Raw genomic sequence first — 21,090 nt, forward strand, 5'->3', positions numbered from 1 at the left:
TGAAAAACTAGTAGACGCAGGGGCATGACTTTGCGTGAGTAATTATATTTAAATAAATTCACTTAATGCGGGTGTAGTTTAATGGTAAAACTCTAGCCTTCCAAGCTAATGTCGTGGGTTCGATTCCCATCACCCGCTCCATACATATGTCCTAACGCAGTGTCTCGTAATTACTTACGAGATGTTGCGTTTTTACTTTTCTTCTACAATAATTCCTCAGAATACTTAACAAAACAATTTCCACGTAGTATGGTAAAGATAATCAGAGAAGGGAGGAATGGCGATGAATACCGACCAGCTTAAACAGGAAATTATTGACTACAGTAAAGAAATTGGTATTGATAAGATTGGCTTCACAACGGCTGATGTGTTCACTGAACTAAAAGAGCGGTTGAAGCGACAGCAAGAGCTAGGGTATCAATCGGGTTTTGAAAAAGGTACTAATGAAGAACGAACGGAGCCAAAACGATTGTTGCCTGGAGCCCAATCCATCATTTCTATTGCCATGGCATACCCTTCCCGGATGAGAAAAGATGCACCTAAGAGTAGGAAGGAAGAACGGAGAGGTTTTTTCTGTCGTGCATCTTGGGGGATGGATTATCATGATGTTCTTCGGGATCGACTGCAGAAACTAGAACGATTTATCCATGAAAAAGTAACGGATGCTGTTACGAAGGTGATGGTTGACACGGGGGAGTTATCTGACCGTGCCGTAGCAGAGCGTGCAGGAGTTGGCTTTACAGGTAAAAACACCTTGCTGATTACCGAAGAATTTGGTTCCTTTGTATATTTAGGGGAACTCATCACCAATATTCCATTCATACCAGACAGCCCGATAGAGGATGGTTGTGGAGATTGTCGTAAATGTATTGACGCATGTCCAACTGGAGCGATTGTTCAAGGGGGGCAATTGAATGCACAGCGTTGTATTGCTTTTCTAACGCAAACTAAGGATTTTCTTCCTGAGGAGTTTCGTTCCAAGCTTGGAAATCGCGTTTATGGCTGTGACACATGTCAGCTAGTTTGTCCGAAGAATCAGAAGGTCGATTTTCATCATCATCCAGAATTTGAACCTGAAGACGATATTGCTAAACCACTACTTAAACCAATGCTGACAATATCCAATCGGGAATTTAAAGAACAGTTTGGCCATATTTCAGGTTCTTGGCGCGGAAAAAAACCAATTCAACGAAATGCGATTATTGGACTTGGTCATTATAAGGATAAAACGGCAGTAGACGAATTAATTTCTATTATGAATAATGACCCCCGGCCGGTAATTCGTGGTACAGCAGCATGGTCCCTAGGTAAAATCGGAACAGAGGAAGCATTTGATGCAATAACAAAAGCAATGGAAAAAGAATCGGATCAGGATGTGCTTTTTGAAATGGAGAAGGGCTTAGCATTTCGTGAAGTACAATCATCCAAAGGATAGGTGAATGGTTTATGGTAACGATTTATTATGGTGAAATTGACACACCAATCGGAAAGTTACTTATATTGACGGACGGGGAACAACTATACCGCATTGATTACGGATCATTTTCTGAGAATGAATCGAAGGTGATGAAATGGCTGGAAAAGCATATTCCACATACTTCCCTTGTTCATGATGAAGCAAAGGTTGCTCCAATAAAGGACCAGCTTGTTGCGTATTTTCAAAAGGATAGAAAAGAATTCACATTTCGCTTTGCCTTCTATGGGACTGCATTTCAAAAGAAAGTGTGGCAAACTCTGGTTGAAGAGATTCCTTTTGGGAAGGCAAAAACGTATAAGGATATTGCAATAGCTATAGGAAATCCAAAGGCTGTCCGTGCGGTTGGAGGAGCGGTAAACAAGAATCCTTTTTCCATTGTCGTTCCGTGTCATCGTGTCCTCGGGTCTGATGGCAGACTTGTGGGTTATAATGGTGGATTGGATAAGAAAGAATATTTATTAAAACACGAAGAAATTTTATCTTAGACATGCCTTCCCTCCATATATATTTTAATGGAGGGATTTTATATGAATATACTGGAGAAATTCTGGTTGGAGCTATTTGAATCAAATGATCCAAAGTTCGACTGGATAGAAAGTCATAAATTATTACATGATAAGCGTAATGTCAAGCTTGTTCGAGTACATGGGAAAGGTCATATTTACCAAAGAATGAAGTATGATCAGGAGGAAAAGGTATATTACCATTTACACTTAACGATGCTACTGAAGCAAGGGGATCATTTTACACGAGAAGAACGGACCATCCCGTACGAGTTTATTTTAAAAAATGGCAACATTATTGACCACAAGCAAACACTAGTAAGACAAACGGAAGAACCTACTGGTAAATTAGAACCTGATTCTGGGCAAAGTGAGTATGACCGATTCAGCTATGATCGCCTTGCTGCAGTTCAGTATGCAGAACGGTGGTGGAATAGTTATAATCCACAATATCGAAAATTCGATGTCGATTGTACTAACTATGTTTCCCAATGTTTGCGTGCAGGTGGAGCGCCAATGAGAGGAGCGCCGAATCGGAATCAGGGCTGGTGGTATACAGGTGATAATTGGAGTTATAGTTGGGCTGTTGCCCATTCTTTACGATGGTTTTTAGCTGGATCGACGCACGGTTTAAAGGGGACAGAAGTTGATTCTGCCAGCGAACTGCAGCCGGGTGATGTTATTTGCTATGATTTTCAAGGAGATGGCAGGTGGGACCATACAACTATTGTCGTCGCTAAAGATAGGGACGGGATGCCTTTAGTCAACGCTCATACCCAAAACAGCCGACATCGATATTGGTCATATGAAGATTCAAGTGCTTATACACCGAATATAAAATATAAGTTTTTCCGTATTGGTGATTAGTGATATAATAGTTCAGTTACTAGTGCAAAGGAATAAAGCAAGGAGAAATGAATAGTGAGTTTACATGTCGTATTATTTGAACCAGAAATTCCAGCTAATACAGGGAACATCGGAAGAACATGCTTAGCAACAGATACAAAGCTACATTTAATTCATCCATTAGGATTTTCTACGGATGAAAAGGCGGTTCGCCGAGCTGGATTAGATTATTGGCAACATGTTGATATGGCGGAGTATCAATCCATATTTGAGTTATATGATAAATATCCACAAGGGAAGTTTTATTATATTGAAAACTTCGGTACAAAGCATTATACCGATTATGATTATAGCAATATGGAGGAAGACATCTTCTTTGTCTTTGGCAAAGAATCAACAGGATTTCCTAAGGAGCTATTAGTAGGAAAAGAAGATCAATGCCTTAGAATTCATATGAATGACAAGGTTCGTTCTTTGAACTTATCCAATACAGCAGCAATCATCATATATGAAGCATTAAGACAACAAGGCTTTCCGAAATTAATCTAGGTTGGACGTCACTCACTAATATCGTGGGTGGCGTTTTTGTTTGCTATAGCAAAGTGAATATTGTCTGTACCCTGATTTGAGAGTTTGCCGTGGAAAAGGTAACAGAGAGAGGCTGTCAGTGCCCAAAAAGGAGAAAGCTCCGTGAAAAAGGTAACAGAGGAAGGCTGTCAGTGCCCAAAATGTAGAAAGTGCGGCGAAAAAGGTAACAGAGAGAGGTTGTCAGTGCCCAAAATGTAGAAAGTGCGGTGGAAAAGGTAACAGAGAGAGTTCGTCTGTACCCTAAATAGAAAATGTTAATAACAGAGAGAGCGCCTTTACTCTCTATATAGTGAATTTGCCAGAGTATAAAATGATATGTGTAAGAAAGAGGCAACCTGGAACTTATCCCCTATAAAAATCAGTACTATATTCGAGTAATCAAACACAAACATCTACCCACAAAACCCCAGCCAAACAAAAAACTAGCTCCATTTCGAAGCTAGTTTCTCTTATTTCAATTATTGATTTTTCTTAGGTACTCCTGGTTTTCCTTCATAGCCAGCAGTGAAGATGGATACTAGAAATGTTACTGAAACACCTATGATTAGGGCTAACTTCATGTTGGGGCCTCCTTTAAATTAAATACATATGTAAGAAAAGTTCATTATATCTGTCCTCATTATAGCGAAAAATATTCAGAATGTGAACTAAGATTGGTTACAAATGTATGAAATGATAAGTAAGAAAATTCGGCAAATTACTAATTCGATACAATTCTAGAATAATGGGCATAAGATATATTGTTTCCGCCCTGAAAATAAGGTATATTAGTTGATGTAGAATTAAGTCAGTTCTATAATAGAATTGCAATTAAAAACCGTTTTCATACGGAGAAATGTTAACTTCTAATGGGGGTATAAGACGTGGCACAAAATGATGAATCTTCACAAAGATTCTGGGGAGAGTTTCATGGTCCTAACATGGGGTATGTGGAAGAACAGTATGAGCTATATAAAGAGGACCCTCGAGCTATTGATCAGTCATTAAGACAGTTGTTTGATCAATATGGAGCTCCTAATTGGTTGGGCACTTCAACCGATAGTATTCAACAAAGTTCTACAAGCACTTCCATAAGCGATGTCAAGAAAATTACCTCAACCTATAGATTAGTTGAGGCTATTCGTCGTTTCGGACATTTGGAAGCAGATATTTACCCAGTAAATATTAACGAGGAAAGAAAATCGGAATTACTTAACCCACAGACCTATGGTTTAACAGAAGCAGATTTAAAAGAAATGCCTGCTAATTGGGTTTGGGAAAAAGCGCCTGTCGGTGTGGATACAGCGCTTGATGTCGTTCGCGAACTAAGAAAATATTATACGGGTACGATTACATTTGAATATGACCATGTAGATAGTGATGAAGAAAGAGCATGGTTATCCGATTATATTGAGTCAGGAAAAGCTCGTCTAGATTTAACCAATGAAGAGAAAAAGCAACTATTAGATCGTTTAGCTAACGTAGAAGGTTTTGAAGGATTTTTACAGAAGACTTTTGTCGGACAAAAGCGTTTCTCTATTGAGGGACTAGAATCCATGGTTCCTATGCTTGATCATATTGTTAAATATGCGACAGAAGATAACGTGGAAAATATTATGATGGGGATGGCACACCGTGGTAGATTAAGTGTGCTAGCGCATATATTAGGTAAACCAATGGATAAAATCTTCTCTGAATTCCATCATTCACCGAACAAGGAGTTAATTCCTTCAGAAGGTTCTAGAGGCATTAACTATGGATGGACTGGAGATGTTAAATACCATTTTGGTGCGGTTAAGGATGTAAAAGATGGAGAAGAAACAACGATAAAGATTACTTTAGCACATAATCCATCACATCTGGAATTTGTTAATCCGGTAGTAGAAGGATTTGCTAGAGCAGCACAGGATGATCGTACGCAAAGTGGGTATCCAAAGCAGGATGTTTCTAAAGCGATTCCAGTATTAATTCATGGTGATGCTGCATTTATCGGGGAAGGTGTCGTTGCAGAAACACTTAATCTGGCAAATTTACCTGGATATAGAACCGGTGGAACATTACACATCATTGCGAATAACTTGTTAGGGTATACAACGGACAGGGAGGATGGCCGTTCAACTCGTTATGCAAGTGATTTAGCAAAAGGATTCGAAATTCCAGTTATTCACGTAAATGCGGATGACCCAATTGCTTGTGTGTCAGCGATAAAACTCGCTTATGACTATCGTCAGAAGTTCAACAAGGATATTTTAATAGACTTAGTCGGATATCGTCGTTATGGTCACAATGAAATGGATGAGCCTAGGGTGACACAACCTAAGCTATATAGCTTGATCGATAATCATCCAACTCCTGCCAATGTTTTTGCTAATGAATTAATGGGTAAAGGAGTAATAACAAAAGAAGAATTTGACCAAATGGTAGAGAAGGTTGAACAAAATCTAAAAGCAATTTACGATGGTATGAAAGAAACGGAAATTGCTAAAGTAGAATGTAAACCGATGCCAGATGCACTAAATACCGATTTAGAAAAATATGAAACTGCTGTATCCATGGGTGATTTAGTAGCGCTTAATGAAGAATTATTTAAGCGACCTGAAGGCTTTACAGAAAATAAAAAGCTTGCAAGAATCTTTAAGCGTCGTAAAGAAGCATTAAACGAAGGAAATACAGTTGATTGGGGTGCAGGGGAAGCGCTTGCTTATGCAAGTATTCTTAAAGACGGTATACCTATTCGTTTAACAGGTCAGGACTCTGAACGTGGTACATTTGCACACCGCCATGCTGTTTTAAATGATGCGGTTACAAACGAAAAGTATAGTATCTTTCATGGGGTAGATGCTAATGCATCGTTTGAAGTCCGAAACAGCCCACTTTCCGAAGTGGCGGTTTTAGGATTTGAATATGGCTATAGTGTTCAAGCTCCTAATACATTAGTTCTCTGGGAAGCACAGTTTGGTGACTTTGCTAACGTAGCACAAACGGTCTTTGATCAATTTATCTCTGCTGCCCGGGCTAAATGGGGAGATAAGTCTAATATGGTTATGTTGTTACCACATGGCTATGAAGGACAAGGGCCAGAACACTCAAGTGCAAGATTAGAGCGTTTCTTACAAATGGCAGCTGAGAATAACTGGATTGTAGCGTATGTAACGTCATCTGCACAATTCTTCCATCTAATTCGAAGACAGGCAGCTTTGCGTAATAAGGAAGAAGCACGTCCATTAGTACTAATGACTCCTAAGAGTAGCTTACTTCGAAATCAACGTATTGCGTCAGTTGCGAAGGATTTCACAGAAGGGAAATTCGAGCCACTACGTAATCAACCAAACTTAAAAGTAAGTAAGAAAAATGCGAAACGTTTACTTATTGGTACTGGTAAAGTCATGGTAGATATTGAAGAGGCTATTGATAATTCTAATGAAAAGTATGATTGGCTACGCGCAGTGCGATTAGAGCAAATTTATCCATTCCCGATGAAAGAGTTGGAAAAAGTAATAAAAGAACTTCCAAATCTTGAAGAAATTGTTTGGGTTCAAGAAGAACCAAAAAATATGGGAGCATGGGATTTTGTAGATGATTATCTAAGAGACCTAGTAAAAACTGGTCAAAGCTTACGATATATTGGACGCCCAGATCGTTCAGCGCCAGCTGTTGGTGATCCAAATGTGCATAAAGCAGAACAAGAGAGAATTATACAGCAAGCAATTAACCCGACATTAGGAGGAGATTCCAGTGAAAGAAATTAAAGTACCTGAACTTGCCGAATCGATTACAGAAGGAACAATTGCCGAATGGTTAGTAAAAGTGGGGGATACAGTTGAAAAAGGCGACCCTGTTGTAGAATTAGAAACAGACAAAGTTAATGTGGAAGTGAATGCTGAAGTTTCCGGTGTTATTGCTGAAATCGTACGTGAAGAAGGCGATGACGTGGTTGTTGGTGATGTTATTGCAAAAGTTAGTGCTGAAGGCGGCGTAACTTCTGAGCCTACTAAAGAAGAGAGAGTGGCACCAGCTAAAGAAGAAACTCCAGTAGCTGAAGCTCCTAAAGCTGAAGCGCCAAAAACGGAAGAAGAGTCGGATTCAAGCCGTGATATTATTGCTTCACCAGCAGCAAGAAAACGCGCTCGCGAATTAAATATCGATTTAAGTACGGTGCCAACTCGTGATCCACTAGGTCGTGTACGTCCTGAAGAAGTAGAAGCTGCTGCTAATGCTCCAAAGCAGACAGAAACGCCTGCACCAGCTAAGAAAGAAGCACCTAAAGCGGAAGCAACAGAGTACAACAAGCCTGTTGAAATTGTTAAAATGTCTCGCCGACGTCAAACAATTGCCAAACGATTGGTAGAAGCACAGCAAACAGCTGCCATGCTTACTACTTTTAACGAAGTAGACTTAACCAATGTAATGAAGCTTCGTAGCGAACGGAAAGATAAATTCGTGGAAAAACACGGTGTGAAGCTTGGTTTCATGTCATTCTTTACAAAAGCAGTTGTTGGAGCATTAAAAGACTTCCCACTGTTAAATGCCGAAATTAATGGTACAGACCTTATCGTTAAAAAATACTATGATATCGGTATTGCTGTTTCAACAGATGATGGATTAGTAGTACCAGTTGTTCGTGATGCAGATCGCTTAGACTTCGCAGGTGTTGAGCGTGAGATTGCTAACCTAGGTAAAAAAGCTCGTAACAAAGAGCTTGGAATTCAAGATCTACAAGGTGGCACCTTCACGATAACAAATGGTGGAACATTCGGATCTATGCTTTCTACACCAATCTTAAACGCGCCACAGGTTGGGATTTTAGGAATGCATAATATCATTAAACGTCCAGTTGTAATGCCTGACGATTCTATCGAAGTTCGTCCAATGATGTATTTGGCACTTTCTTATGACCATAGAATTGTTGATGGTAAAGAGGCAGTTCAGTTCTTAGTTCGAGTGAAAAAACTACTGGAAGATCCTTACGATTTATTATTAGAAGGATAAATAATAGTCTTTCCCTGCTATAACGGGAGTTATAGCAGGGATTTTTATTTTTGGGAGTGAGATATTATCTTTATTCCTGTTATTACAAATTAAATTGGGTATTACTAATAGAGTAATGTAGACAACTTAGGAGGAAATACATCATATGAATATTATTCTTGGGATAGTAGCAATCATTGTCGTTTTAGTTATTGCTTATTTATTATCAAATCAACGTAGTTTAATTAATTATCGAGGAATTGGAGTTATGATTCTTGCCCAACTCCTCATTACATGGTTCATGTTTTCTACAACGATCGGTCAAACGATTATTAATGGCATATCATCTGTATTTAATAAATTGATTGAATTCGGTAATGCAGGAGTCGATTTCATACTTGGTGGTGTCATGCAAGCAGAAGGTGGCGTCTTTTTCTTTGATGTCTTACTGTTAATTATCTTCTTTGCTACTATATTATCTGTTTTAACTTACTTGAAGATACTTCCAATGATCATCAAATATTTAGGTGGACTTATTTCTAAAATTACGGGGCTGCCGAAAGTAGAATCGTTTAATGCAGTGAATAGTATTTTCTTTGGACAGTCCGAGGCTTTAATCGCAATTCGTTCACAGTTCCATCACTTAACAGCGAATCGATTATACATTGTCAGTGCCTCTGCGATGGGGTCTGTCTCAGCATCTATTGTCGGAGCATATATGCAAATGTTACCGGCAGAATATGTATTAGTGGCATTACCTTTAAATATGTTTAGCGCCTTAATCATTGCATCGGTAATTGCGCCAGTGCATGTTCCAAAAGCGGAGGATAAGGTTGATATTTCAGATGTTTCCAATGATAAGAGTATATTCGAAGCGATGGGAAATGGTGCATTAGAAGGTGGTAAAATTGCGCTAATCGTAGGTACGATGTTAGTAGCATTTATTGCTGCATTGGAGCTTGTTAACTGGATTATTCAAGCTATTTTTGCTGGTGTTACCCTTCAACAAATACTCGGCTATGTACTAGCACCGATTGGTTTTCTAATGGGTATCCCAGCCAGCGAAGTAATAGAAGCTGGTGGTATCATGGGAACTAAGATTGTAACTAATGAATTTGTAGCCATGCTAGAATTCCAAACATTGTTAGGACAAGTATCAGAAAAAACAGTAGGGATTGTAACCGTATTTTTAACATCCTTTGCTAATTTTTCATCTATTGGAATTATTGCCGGAACAGTTCAGGGTATTGACCGAGAAAAGGGTGGAGAAGTATCCAAGTTTGGATTAAAACTCTTATTAGGAGCAACATTAGCTTCCATCTTGTCGGCAACCATTGCAGGTTTGTTTATTTAACCATATAAAGACACAATCAAAAGGCTTGAGGAATATGACCTCAAGCCTTTTTGAATTAATCAATATTCTGATAATGTCTCAGCAACCACTTCTACATTAAATTCATACGTAATGAATTTTAATTTTTGCTCCATTCCGGACTTATCTTTCCTGCTTCTTAGAATAAATAACAAAAAACTCATCCACCAATTAACTAGCAGATGAGTCCATCATTTCTTTCCGATATTTTTTCTGAATGAACATCAGTCTTCCTAACAAGGCAATAGCGCCTGCACTTAAGCCGACGATGATGCCTACCCAATAGCCAAATGGTTCCAAGGAAGTGAAGTTAGCAAGTCCCCATCCTGTTGGTAAACCAATCACCCAATAAGAAACAAGGGCAATAACTAAGGTCATATTCACATCTTTATAGCCTCGTAGTGCTCCTTGAATAGGAGCGGCAAAAGCATCGGCAACCTGAAACACAATTGCAAAGCCAATAAATTGAACCGTTAAATGAATCAAATCTGGATCTGAATTATACAATCCAGCTACCCCTTCTCGGAAAATATAGAGGATGGCACCATTGAATAATGCAATAAAGATTCCACCACTTATTCCTAGAAGACCATAGATTTTTGCATCATGCATTCTTTTGGCACCGACTTCGTATCCAACAGTGATTGTCAATGCAATTCCAACACTTAACGGAATCATATAGAGAAGTGAGGCAAAATTCATAGCAGCCTGGTGAGCTGCAATTGTATTGGTATTGTATGTGCTCATCAGCAATGTTACAGCAGCAAATATACTGGTTTCAAAGAAAATGGCAAATCCGATTGGTACACCAATCTTTAATTGCTCTAACCAATCCGTAACCTTAGGCTTGACCCATTTTGTAAACAAGCTATAACCACGAAATGGATGCATCCTAGCTAAAATCAGAAAGGCAATAACACAGGTCACCCAATAGGTTAGTGCTGTTGCAATACTAGCTCCAATTCCGCCATAAGCAGGCACACCAAGCTTACCAAAGATAAACATATAATTAAATAGGATATTAATTGGTAAAGCGATTAAAATAATCACCATCGATATGCGTGTTTGTCCTAAAGCGTCAATAAAACTTCTTAACGTATTAAAGATGAATAAAGGAATAATACCAGTACCTAATGTAATAAGATAATACTTGGCGATATGGTTCACATTCGCTTCTAAACTCATCATTTGGAGAACTGGATCTAGTAGAATGAATCCAATGAGTAGGATGACAACTGCTAGCCCGATGGAAAGATAGATGGCCTGTTGTACTTTTTGACTGATAGATTGGTCCTCTTTAGCACCTAATAAATGGGCAATAATCGGGGTAATTGCTAGTAAAATTCCATTAATCCCAGTAAATACAGGTACCCATAAGCTAGAGCCTATAGCTACTCCTGCTAAATCTTCTGCTCCAGCCTGCCCAGACATGACCGTATCAAAGAAGGTCATTAGGTTTAAGCTTACTTGTGTAATTAAAATGGGAAAGAAAATATAGATAAATAATTTCAACTTTTGTTTTAAACTGTTAGTCTGATACATATAATGCTTCCTTTTTCCGATATTTTTTAATAGGATAAAGAGGTAATGGTTTATCATGCATAAACGTAATTATACGATGATGTGGAAAGAAAAGAAAGTGTATAGAAAGATGTCTAGCGAAAGTAAGAAATCAGGACTTCTTGAATTCTCATTTGCGTCGCTAAGTAGGCATTTCTAAAGCTTTTTTAGTAATTGGAAAGAGGGGACTTCAAGATATTATGAAAAACAAACGAATTCTATTCACAGGCGGTGGCTCTGCAGGACATGTTATTGTCAACTTGGCATTAATTCCTGTATTCCAGCGAGAGGGATGGGAAATTGATTATATTGGTTCTAAAAATGGAATTGAACGCACATTAATTGAACAGTTAGAGGGTGTCACATATTATCCAATCTCAACTGGAAAATTACGACGGTATATGTCGATAGAAAATATGAAAGACCCATTCAAAGTAATGAAAGGTACACTTCAAGCCTGGAGAATCATCGGGAAACGTAAGCCGGCTGTTATTTTCTCTAAGGGTGGTTTTGTATCTGTTCCGGTTGTTCTTGCTTCTAAAATGCGAGGTGTTTCGGCAGTCATTCATGAATCGGATTACACACCGGGTCTTGCTAATAAACTAGCCATTCCATTCTCGAAGAAAGTGCTAGCAACCTTCCCAGAAACAATGAAATACTTACCCGAGAACAAAGCGGAATATGTTGGTGCAGTTATTCGCGAGGAGCTATTTCAAGGTGATAAAGACAAGGGACTTGCATTATGTGGATTCAATCGGACCAAGCCAGTGTTGTTAATTATGGGTGGTAGTGGTGGTTCTGAAAAAATAAATGCAACCATTCGAGGCACACTCGATGAAATACTACCTCAATTCCAAGTTGTTCATATTTGTGGAACTGGTAAAATAGATGATTCCATTAAAAAAGATGGCTATATACAATTTGAATATGTAAATGAAGAGCTAAAAGATATATTTGCAGCAACAGATTTCGTCCTATCCCGTGCAGGATCGAATGCTATATTTGAATTTTTAGCACTACAAATTCCAATGCTACTTATTCCGCTATCAAGAGAAGCAAGTAGAGGGGATCAAATTATTAATGCGAAGTCATTTCAAGATAAGAGCTATGCTCGGGTTCTAGAGGAAGAGGATTTAACAGATGATACCCTCGTAAAGGAACTAGAGAAATTAGTTCAGCAAGCACCAATCATGCTAGACAAAATGAAAGAATTTCAAAGTGAAAAATCACGTGATCGAGTAGTTGAGATAATCAAAGATTCCGTTAAATAAGTGTATGAGCATGTTCTTGTCTCTTAAGTGAGGCAAGAACATTTTTAATGAGGTGAAATCTGATAAAAAAGAAAAGGTAGGAGATAATATACGTAATTATGAACCATGCTTAGGAGGTAAGCCGTGAATAATAATATAAATTTAACTTCAGGAGAAATAGCCTCACTTTGGACTAATTACATGAATGACAGTATGTCAAAATGGGTACTGCTTTATATGTTGAAGGATTTAGAAGATAGCGATATTATTCCTATTGTTCAGCATGCTAGTGAGCTTTCTATATCTCATTTAGAGAAAATGAAGGAGATATTTGAAAAAGAAGATTACGCGGTACCGATGGCATTTGAGGAAAACGATGTGAATATGGAAGCGCCATGGCTATATACGGATATTTTCTGCTTAAACTATGTGAATCATATGGCAAGGGTAGGGATGGTTGCCTACAGTGGATTTCTTACGATGTGTACGAGAAAGGATATACGAGATTATTATACACAAGCATTACAATCCACAGCCGAACTATATAATCGAACATTAGATATTCAACTAGAAAAAGGGGTTAATGCACGGCATCCATATATTATGGTGCCTAAAGAAGCGGATTATGTCCGTAGTAAACAATATTTAAGTGGTTTAAATCCTTTTAATGAGAAGCGACCACTAAATGCTATAGAAATTTCCTATTTATATATGAATATTATGACCAATGCTTTAGGAATGAAGCTTTGTATTTCTTTTGCCCAAACCTCTCCAAATAAAGAAGTACAGGAATTCATGCTAAGAGGAAAGGAAATTGCGAAGAAACATCTTAAACTATTTAACGATTTGTTAATGAAGGAGGATATCGAAGCTCCTGAGGTACCTGATGTAGCTGTTAGTGATTCAACAACGTGGACCTTCTCTGATAAAATGATGATGTTCCATGTCTCTTTATTAATGCAAGCAGGGGTTGGAAACTATGCCACTGCAGCAAGCCAACGAAGCGACCTCATGCTTAATTATGAGCGATTATCCTTGGAGGTAGCTGCCTATTCCAAAAGTGGAGTAGACATCATGATTAAAAATAAGTGGCTAGAACAACCACCAGAGACTAAATCACGAGATAAGTTGGCTAGAGAAAAGGATCGGATAGATTAGTTATAAAGAAAAAGCGTGTGAAACCTAAAATAAGATTCCACATGCTTTTTATTAGGGTAATTAATTCTTTTTAAATGGCCACCAGTTTGCATTACCAAATAGTTTTACCATTACTGGAATGAACAGTGGTAACATCACTAGGGCATATAAGAATAATCCAAGAAGGACAACGGTAGCAATTTGTAAGATAGAAAGTACTCCTGAAGGGAGCATGGCAGCAAATGTACCACCTAGGATAACAGCTGCTGAAATAATAACTGTTCCCATCTTCTTCATTGCTGTTAACATGGCATCCTTTAAATTTCCATCACGATATTCATTAAAGCGATCCATTAAGAAAATACTATAGTCAATACCAAGAGCGGTTAACATTACAAAGGCAAAGAATGGTACTGCCCATGTAAGTCCATCATACCCCATTATATTAACAAAAATAATTTCGGCTATAGCCATGGACGTAAAGTAAGTTAAGATTAACGATCCAATTAGATAGATTGGCATAATAATCGAACGTAGTAAAATAATCAGGATGATGAAGATTCCAATAATCATAAATAACACTGTTTTAGCGTAATCTTCATCTGACACGTTCTGTAGGTCATGATTCGTACTACTGATTCCACCTAATAACGCATCACTTGCTTCGAAAATGGTACCTCTTTTTGCTTCGTCCACTTTGTCACTAATTTTTTCAATCATGTTTAAAGCATCAGTCGAATAAGGGTTATAACCTAAGACGACTTCAAATTTTACAATCGTTTTGTCATTAGACAGATACATATTAGCAGCTTCTATAAATGCATCATTATTTAAAGCTTCTTCCGGAATCATGACAATTGGATTGTTCGTATCTGTTTCAATGTCTTCTAGATATCCTTTAACTTGTAATAGACCATCGCCAACTTGCTGTAAACCATCTGCACCTTCTGACAGGCCGGATGATAGTTCGCCTAATTGACTTTGCATATCTTCAAAAGCAGTCTTCAGTTCTTCCTGCCCACCATAAATTTGTGATAATCCATCGCGTAAGCTAGGTATATTGGCTACTACTTGTCCTTGCCCATTAGCGGCTTGGCTTAGACCAGATTCTAGTTGTTCAATACCACCTATTAATTCGCCGATACCAGCAGATAATTGTTCTTGTGCTTGAATTGATTGGTTTAGGTTGAACTGTTCATGTTGATCATTTAATTGTTTTAAAGGAATAATAACATTCGTTTGCATCATATTTTGGATATCTGCTAACGGTTCTGTTTGTTTTGAAAGCTCCTCTAATGTCATATAAGCCGTCATGAAATCCGTATCCTGCTGTAATTCAGGATGATTGCTTAATACAGTACTTAGACTGTTATAAACTTGTTTGATTGTTCCAGGAAGCTGACTTATTGTGCTAAACTGTCCGTCATTAAGCTCGGTTAATCCTTTCGCAACTTCTTGGTAACCTTTTAGTAATTCTTTATTTCCTTCGATTGTCTGATCAAGGTTATCATTTATTTGCTCTAGACCAGCCTTCGCTTCTCCAGCACCAAGAGCTCCGGAATTAATGCCTGTTTGAATGTCCTGAAGTGCGGTTTGAATTTCACCAATTCCGTCATTAGCTGACGCCGTTCCTTCTAATAATTGATCGATTCCATCTTGTGCTTCCTGCAATTGAGGTTCTGCATCTTTCAACTCGCCTGAAGCGTCCTGTAATCCTGCTTGGATTTCAGATAAACCATCGGTACTTTGGCCAATTCCATCAGCAAGCTGGCCGGTAACATTGTCTACAAGAAAATCATCTATAATGGAGCCAGTTGGTCGAGTTGCACTACGAACCTGCTCTACTCCTTCTATTTTGGCAATTGCTTCCGAGAGAGTCTCTATTTGTTGGAATGCCTCCGCCGTATCTACAGGTTGATCGGCTTCTAATACAACAGTAGTTGGCATCGTTTGACCTGGTCCAAAGCTATCTGCTATATAATTAAATCCCTTTACAGAGTCATAGGACTCTCCAATCTCTTCTAGAGAGTTATACGATTTGTCACCATGATAGCTTAATAAAGCCGGCACGGTAATCACCGCAATAATCGCTAATGCAATAATTGGTCTAGCCCATGCGAGTGTACCAATCGATCCCCATAATTTACTATCCTTATGAGAAACGGATTTATCAAAAGGCCAGAACAGTTTTTTTCCGAGAACAACTAGGAAAAATGGTACTAATGTGACTAAGGCAATTAATACGACGGCTACACCAACCGCTACAGCAACAGCAGATTGATATAATGAAAAGGTTGATAAGCCGATGGTAGAAAAGCCAATTAACACGGCAATTCCTGCAAATAGCACAGTTTTACCGCTAGACTTGTATGTGTGTAATACGGCATCTTTGATTGTATCGTGATTAGCCATTTCTTCTTTAAATCGACTAATTAATAGAATACAATAGTCTGTCCCTATCCCAAACATGACGGCTACCATGAATATTTGGGTAAAGGTGGACAGTGGGAAATCTACTTTATCTGCTAAAATGGACACGATTCCTTGAGCAGCTAAATAAGAAATACCTACTGTTAATAACGGAATAAATGGCGCGATAAAGGATCTAAAGACAACAAATAATATGATAAGAATTAATCCAACGGTAATAAGCTCCGTTTTCTTTAAACCTTCTTCAGAATTAATAATAATGTCTTTGGTAATAAATGATTCACCAGTTAAGTAATGTTCTAGATCAATAGATTCAAGTGCCGTATAGATTCCTTCACGGGCTTCTTCTATTTCTTGATTTTCTAACGATACTTGAAAGGGAACAATTATCGTCTTCCCGTCTTCAGAGACGGTTTGTTCTTCAATAGCGGGATCTGTATGAAATGCTAATACATCAGAAATCCCCAGTTTGTCCTGATCTGCTTCTAGTAGATCAATCGCCTCGATTACTTCATTTCTCTTTTCATCATCAAATCCATTATCCTCGTGAAACACTAGAACAGCACTTGCGGAATTTGAGGTACTATCATCAGACATCGATTCAATAAGCTTACTTGCTTGAGATGATGGTGAATCTTCTGGTGCAGTAATTTGTCCCTTTTCCCGCACTAGTTCTTGGAGGTTAGGGGCAAAGATAAATAAGCCGACAGCAGCTATTATCCAAGCAGCGGCTATGAACCATCGTAAACGAATGATTTGTTTCATACGACATTTCCTCTCCTTATTCTACTTTCATTTTCTCAGCTAATTTTTCTAATGAACAAATAAAGGTATAAATTTCTTTCTCATCAAAATCTCCTAAATAATTGCCTAGCTCTTGAAAGAGTTCCTTTTCCGTATTTTCAACAAAATCTATCCCTTTATCTGATACATATAAATAAATCACTCTTCTATCATCGTCATCACGATCACGTTCAATTAGACCTTTTTCATAAAGTCTATTAATTTGCGCTGTAACAGCACTTTTGCCAATTCCAAATTCAGTTGCTATTTCCGTACTGGTACATTTTTTTCGCTTATAAATAAAATGTAATGTCGTAAATAGATCAGTTGTTATATCGGATTGGATTTTTTCTTTTAAAATAATGTTTACTCGTCGATAAACGTGGGTAATTGCACTCTGATACCTTTCCACGAGATCCTTTAATTCCACGTAATAGCACCCCCTAATGATGTAATATGGTTCACGTTTTGAATAGTTCACGTATTGAACTATTATATCATAGCAAGGTATACATGGAGATGCAATGATTATCACCTTGAAAATGCAAGCAGTTGAGGGGATAACGTGATGGATGGATCGAATCTGACTTGGCATAGTATAATGACCACTATTGTCACAAGATGATGGAGAAGTAAAACAGGAGTATACGTTAGTTATAGAGAGAATCGGTGGTAATAAAGCTAATTTTATATGTTTATATAACTTTAAGCTTGGAAAATGTAACATAATTCAATAATTTCCATACTTATGCCGTTTGATAGAATAGGAATATTTCAGTAACATAATAGATGTTGTTGTATTCATGGTATATTCTTTCATTACCCCCACACCATTTCTATTATTCTCCTCTAAAGTGGATAGTGTTTTCACCTTTCATTTAAAATAGCGGTTTAGATTAGAGCGGAATAATTATACTTATAATTTTTGGATAATTAGGAATTTTATATTATCTATTTCGTGTGGGATTATCATGGATTCGAAAAAAAGTAAACGATAAAGGAGCTTATATTAATGAGAAAGATTGGCATTTTATTTTTAGCTAGTATATTGATAATCCTTTCTGCTTGTGGATCTAGTTCAGATGGTGAGCTTGATAAGATTGTTCTAGCAGATGCAGGGTGGGATAGTATTCGTATTCATAATAGTATTGCACAAATAATTATGGAAGAAGGCTTTGGCTATGATACAGAAGTAACATCCGGATCTTCGACAGCAACAGTACAGGGCCTTCGTCAAGGTGATATTAATGCCTATATGGAAATATGGACAGATAATATTAAAGAATTATATGAAGAAGCAACAGAGGCTGGAGACTTTGAAACGGTATCGGTAAACTTCAATGATAATAATCAAGGATTGTATGTTCCTACCTATGTTATCGAAGGAGATGCGGAACGTGGTATTGAACCTATAGCACCGGATTTACGCACAGTAGAGGATTTAAAGAAATACCCTGATGTGTTTCAAGACCCAGAAGATCCAGGACGTGGTCGTATTATTAATGCCCCGAGTGGATGGGTAGTTGCAGAAGCTATTGATGATAAATTTACGGCTTATGGATTAGACGAAACGATGAATAACTTTATGCCAGGTTCTGACTCTGCTGCAGTTGCGGATTTAGTTAATGCTTACGAATCGGGCAAGCCATGGGTAGGGTACTACTGGGAACCTACATTAATAACGGCGAAATATGACTTAACACTACTAGAGGAAGCACCATATGAAGAAGCAATTTGGAATGAATCAAAAGCGACGGAATTCCCTCCGAATGATGTTGTGGTAGCTGTTCATAAGGATTTTAAGGAGCAAGTGCCAGAAGTGTACGACTTCTTAAGTCACTATGAGACAAGTAGTGAACTTACAGAAGAAGCGTTGGTGTATATGGATGAGAATGGTGCAGATGCTTATGACACAGCCGTTTGGTGGATGAATCAGCATGAAGATATATGGACTAGCTGGGTATCAGAAGAGGTAGCAGATAAGGTTAAGAATGCACTACAGTAAAGCCCATAGCAGCTAGCCTGTTGGTTGGCTGCTTTCTAATTTATAGTGAATAATAAGTGAGGTGAAGGGACTGCGTCATGCAGTCTACTAATGGGGAGCTTTCCAGATATACGTACGAATATAGGAGATTATGTGGATCAGTTTGTTAGTTTCTTAGCTACAAACTTAGAAGGTTTATTTGACTTAATTTATTTTATTTCTTCTAGAACGATTAATTTTATTGACAATATGCTTGTAGCCATGCCTTGGTGGAGCTTTATTATCGTTATCTTTTTACTAGGGTGGTACTTTAAATCGATTTTCTCAGGGGTGCTATTTGCAATCTTTATATTCCTAATTGGAAGCTTCGGGTTATGGGAGGATATGATGACTACGATAGCAATAATAGTCGTAGCGGTCATCATTTGCTTATTAATTGGTATACCGATAGGAATATGGATGGCCTTTAATAAAGGGTTTTCCAATATCATGCGCCCGATTCTAGACGCCATGCAAACAATGCCAAGTTTTATTTATTTGATTCCAGCTATTTTCTTCTTTGGGCTTGGTAATGTATCAGCAATATTTGCGACACTAATCTATGCACTACCACCAGTTATACGGTTAACAGAGCTTGCGATACGAGGGGTAGACAAAGAAGTCATTGAGTCCGCGCAATCCTTTGGTTCCTCAAGGGGGCAAATGCTACGCAAAGTACAGCTCCCACAAGCAATGCCTACGATTATGGCTGGAGTGAATCAAACTACGATGATGGCACTCGCAATGGTAGTAATTGCTTCCATGGTTGGTGCAAAAGGGTTAGGTGAGCAAGTGCTCGTTGCGATAAATCGTATTGATATAGCACTAGGATTTGAAGCAGGTATTAGTATCGTATTTCTAGCGATTATTATCGACCGGGTGACAAATGGTGTGGCAGCTAAGTTCCAAAGGGGGATTAGTTAATGGAGACGAAGATAAAAATAGATCATGTATCGAAAATCTTTGGATCAAAGCCGAGGTCTGTTATACCCTTAGTTGAGGAAGGGAAGACGAAAGAAGAAATTCTGGAAAAAACAGGACACACGGTAGGCGTTTATGACGCATCTTTAGACATAAAAAAGGGTGAGGTATTTGTTATTATGGGCTTGTCTGGTAGCGGAAAATCTACCCTAATCCGTTGTTTTAACCTATTAAACAAGCCAACTGCAGGCTCTATTTATATAGATGGTATCGATATCACGAAATCAAATAAGCAAGATTTAAAAAAGATTAGGCAAGAAAAAATTGCAATGGTTTTCCAGCACTTTGGTCTATTTAGCCACCGGACGATATTGGCTAATGTTGAATATGGTCTAGAAATACGTGGTGTATCCAAAGAAGAACGAAAACAGATTGCCTTAAAAAATATTGAGATAGTAGGCCTGAAGGGGTATGAAGATAAGTATCCAGATGAGCTTTCAGGTGGGATGCAACAACGTGTTGGGCTTGCACGTGCATTGGCAAATGACCCAGATATTTTACTCATGGATGAACCATTTAGTGCGCTTGATCCGCTAATTCGTAGGGAGATGCAACTGGAATTATTAGATATCCAAGAGCGACTGCAAAAGACCATTATCTTTATCACTCATGATGTAAATGAAGCATTTAAATTAGGTGATAGGGTAGCGGTTATGAAGGAGGGTCATGTGGTACAGGTTGGAACGCCGGAGGAGATTATTGAAGCCCCGGCAAATAATTATATCTCAGATTTTATTAAAGATATTGACCGTTCTAAAGTCTTTCAGGCAGAACATATTATGATTAAACCGAATGCATTAGTATCCTTAAAGGATGGGCTAAATGTAGCAATTAAAGAAATGGAAGACAACGGTATCTCCAGTGTCTATGTTGTTGATAGAGGTCGTCGTGTTAAGGGAATCATTACCATTGATGATGCAATACAAGCAAAAAAAGAGAAGAAAACGTTAGTAGATATTTTACGTGCTGATTATGTCACCGTTCAACAAGATGAATATATTCATGATCTTATCCCGAAAGCCTTGGAATCGAAATATCCATTAGCTGTCGAGAATGAGGAAGCTAAACTAGTAGGATTCATTCTACGGGTTCATGTGTTATCCGGGTTAGTTTCAGAAGAAGTGACAGAAAGTGCACAGTATTATAGCTAATCGTTATGTGTAAGCAACTAACGTCATATGCAAATGAGTAGG

At 38.2% G+C, this 21,090-nt stretch carries 15 protein-coding genes and 1 tRNA gene; 13 read left to right on the forward strand and 3 right to left on the reverse strand.

The features are described from left to right. Window positions 1–67: 67 nt before the first annotated feature. From ACSKT4_RS04255 to ACSKT4_RS04290, 8 genes are all read left to right on the forward strand, one after another. Window positions 68–141 (forward strand) — tRNA-Gly (locus ACSKT4_RS04255). A gap of 142 nt (window positions 142–283) precedes the next feature. After that, on the forward strand, window positions 284–1,435 hold the full coding sequence (gene queG / locus ACSKT4_RS04260) for a tRNA epoxyqueuosine(34) reductase QueG (protein ID WP_186869256.1): 1,152 nt from the start codon (window positions 284–286) through the stop codon (window positions 1,433–1,435). An 11-nt stretch (window positions 1,436–1,446) separates the two neighbouring features. After that, the gene (locus tag ACSKT4_RS04265) at window positions 1,447–1,962 is read left to right on the forward strand and encodes a methylated-DNA--[protein]-cysteine S-methyltransferase (RefSeq protein WP_465822873.1); all 516 of its coding nucleotides are present in this window, start codon (window positions 1,447–1,449) and stop codon (window positions 1,960–1,962) included. Between the two features lie 42 nt (window positions 1,963–2,004). After that, entirely contained in the window at window positions 2,005–2,847 is an 843-nt protein-coding gene (locus ACSKT4_RS04270; protein WP_186869258.1) for an amidase domain-containing protein, read from the forward strand. A 54-nt stretch (window positions 2,848–2,901) separates the two neighbouring features. Further along, window positions 2,902–3,375: a TrmH family RNA methyltransferase gene (locus tag ACSKT4_RS04275; protein ID WP_186869259.1), complete on the forward strand. Its 474-nt coding sequence runs from the start codon at window positions 2,902–2,904 to the stop codon at window positions 3,373–3,375. Window positions 3,376–4,277: 902 nt separating this feature from the next. Further along, the gene (locus tag ACSKT4_RS04280) at window positions 4,278–7,142 is read left to right on the forward strand and encodes a 2-oxoglutarate dehydrogenase E1 component (protein WP_186869260.1); all 2,865 of its coding nucleotides are present in this window, start codon (window positions 4,278–4,280) and stop codon (window positions 7,140–7,142) included. Then, a complete protein-coding gene (gene odhB / locus ACSKT4_RS04285; RefSeq protein WP_465822875.1) occupies window positions 7,129–8,382 on the forward strand; it encodes a 2-oxoglutarate dehydrogenase complex dihydrolipoyllysine-residue succinyltransferase in 1,254 nt (417 codons plus the stop codon). Before ACSKT4_RS04280 ends, odhB begins: the two co-directional genes overlap by 14 nt. Before the next feature lie 145 nt (window positions 8,383–8,527). Then, window positions 8,528–9,715, forward strand: a complete 1,188-nt coding sequence (locus ACSKT4_RS04290; protein WP_186869262.1) for a NupC/NupG family nucleoside CNT transporter — start codon at window positions 8,528–8,530, stop codon at window positions 9,713–9,715. Window positions 9,716–9,904: 189 nt separating this feature from the next. Here ACSKT4_RS04290 and ACSKT4_RS04295 read toward each other — a convergent pair whose 3' ends face one another. Continuing rightward, on the reverse strand, window positions 9,905–11,275 hold the full coding sequence (locus ACSKT4_RS04295; RefSeq protein ID WP_465822877.1) for an MATE family efflux transporter: 1,371 nt from the start codon (window positions 11,273–11,275) through the stop codon (window positions 9,905–9,907). Window positions 11,276–11,493: 218 nt separating this feature from the next. Between ACSKT4_RS04295 and ACSKT4_RS04300 the strand changes: the two genes are divergently transcribed. After that, window positions 11,494–12,564, forward strand: a complete 1,071-nt coding sequence (locus ACSKT4_RS04300) for an undecaprenyldiphospho-muramoylpentapeptide beta-N-acetylglucosaminyltransferase (protein ID WP_186869264.1) — start codon at window positions 11,494–11,496, stop codon at window positions 12,562–12,564. Window positions 12,565–12,687: 123 nt separating this feature from the next. Then, window positions 12,688–13,701 carry a DUF3231 family protein gene (locus tag ACSKT4_RS04305; RefSeq protein WP_186869265.1) on the forward strand — a complete coding sequence of 338 codons (1,014 nt, stop codon included), beginning with the start codon at window positions 12,688–12,690 and terminating at the stop codon, window positions 13,699–13,701. Window positions 13,702–13,761: 60 nt separating this feature from the next. Here ACSKT4_RS04305 and ACSKT4_RS04310 read toward each other — a convergent pair whose 3' ends face one another. Continuing rightward, on the reverse strand, window positions 13,762–16,875 hold the full coding sequence (locus ACSKT4_RS04310; RefSeq protein WP_186869266.1) for an MMPL family transporter: 3,114 nt from the start codon (window positions 16,873–16,875) through the stop codon (window positions 13,762–13,764). A 16-nt stretch (window positions 16,876–16,891) separates the two neighbouring features. Then, window positions 16,892–17,323 carry a MarR family transcriptional regulator gene (locus tag ACSKT4_RS04315; RefSeq protein WP_186869267.1) on the reverse strand — a complete coding sequence of 144 codons (432 nt, stop codon included), beginning with the start codon at window positions 17,321–17,323 and terminating at the stop codon, window positions 16,892–16,894. A 582-nt stretch (window positions 17,324–17,905) separates the two neighbouring features. Between ACSKT4_RS04315 and ACSKT4_RS04320 the strand changes: the two genes are divergently transcribed. From ACSKT4_RS04320 to ACSKT4_RS04330, 3 genes are all read left to right on the forward strand, one after another. Beyond that, window positions 17,906–18,898, forward strand: a complete 993-nt coding sequence (locus ACSKT4_RS04320) for an ABC transporter substrate-binding protein (RefSeq protein ID WP_186869268.1) — start codon at window positions 17,906–17,908, stop codon at window positions 18,896–18,898. Window positions 18,899–18,988: 90 nt separating this feature from the next. After that, window positions 18,989–19,840, forward strand: coding sequence for an ABC transporter permease (locus ACSKT4_RS04325; protein WP_186869269.1), 852 nt, complete (start codon window positions 18,989–18,991; stop codon window positions 19,838–19,840). Continuing rightward, entirely contained in the window at window positions 19,840–21,048 is a 1,209-nt protein-coding gene (locus ACSKT4_RS04330) for a quaternary amine ABC transporter ATP-binding protein (protein ID WP_186869270.1), read from the forward strand. The genes ACSKT4_RS04325 and ACSKT4_RS04330 overlap by 1 nt, the downstream gene beginning before the upstream one ends. Window positions 21,049–21,090: the final 42 nt, after the last annotated feature.

The sequence above is a fragment of the Ornithinibacillus liuyingii genome (genome assembly GCF_055550225.1).

Bases quoted from the DNA above. Each gene is read 5' to 3' on its own strand.
- queG (WP_186869256.1), top strand. From the start codon at position 284: ATGAATACCGACCAGCTTAAACAGGAAATTATTGACTACAGTAAAGAA.
- ACSKT4_RS04265 (WP_465822873.1), top strand. From the start codon at position 1,447: ATGGTAACGATTTATTATGGTGAAATTGACACACCAATCGGAAAGTTA.
- ACSKT4_RS04270 (WP_186869258.1), top strand. From the start codon at position 2,005: ATGAATATACTGGAGAAATTCTGGTTGGAGCTATTTGAATCAAATGAT.
- ACSKT4_RS04290 (WP_186869262.1), top strand. From the start codon at position 8,528: ATGAATATTATTCTTGGGATAGTAGCAATCATTGTCGTTTTAGTTATT.
- ACSKT4_RS04295 (WP_465822877.1), bottom strand. From the start codon at position 11,275: ATGTATCAGACTAACAGTTTAAAACAAAAGTTGAAATTATTTATCTAT.
- ACSKT4_RS04300 (WP_186869264.1), top strand. From the start codon at position 11,494: ATGAAAAACAAACGAATTCTATTCACAGGCGGTGGCTCTGCAGGACAT.
- ACSKT4_RS04310 (WP_186869266.1), bottom strand. From the start codon at position 16,875: ATGAAACAAATCATTCGTTTACGATGGTTCATAGCCGCTGCTTGGATA.
- ACSKT4_RS04320 (WP_186869268.1), top strand. From the start codon at position 17,906: ATGAGAAAGATTGGCATTTTATTTTTAGCTAGTATATTGATAATCCTT.
- ACSKT4_RS04325 (WP_186869269.1), top strand. From the start codon at position 18,989: ATGGGGAGCTTTCCAGATATACGTACGAATATAGGAGATTATGTGGAT.
- ACSKT4_RS04330 (WP_186869270.1), top strand. From the start codon at position 19,840: ATGGAGACGAAGATAAAAATAGATCATGTATCGAAAATCTTTGGATCA.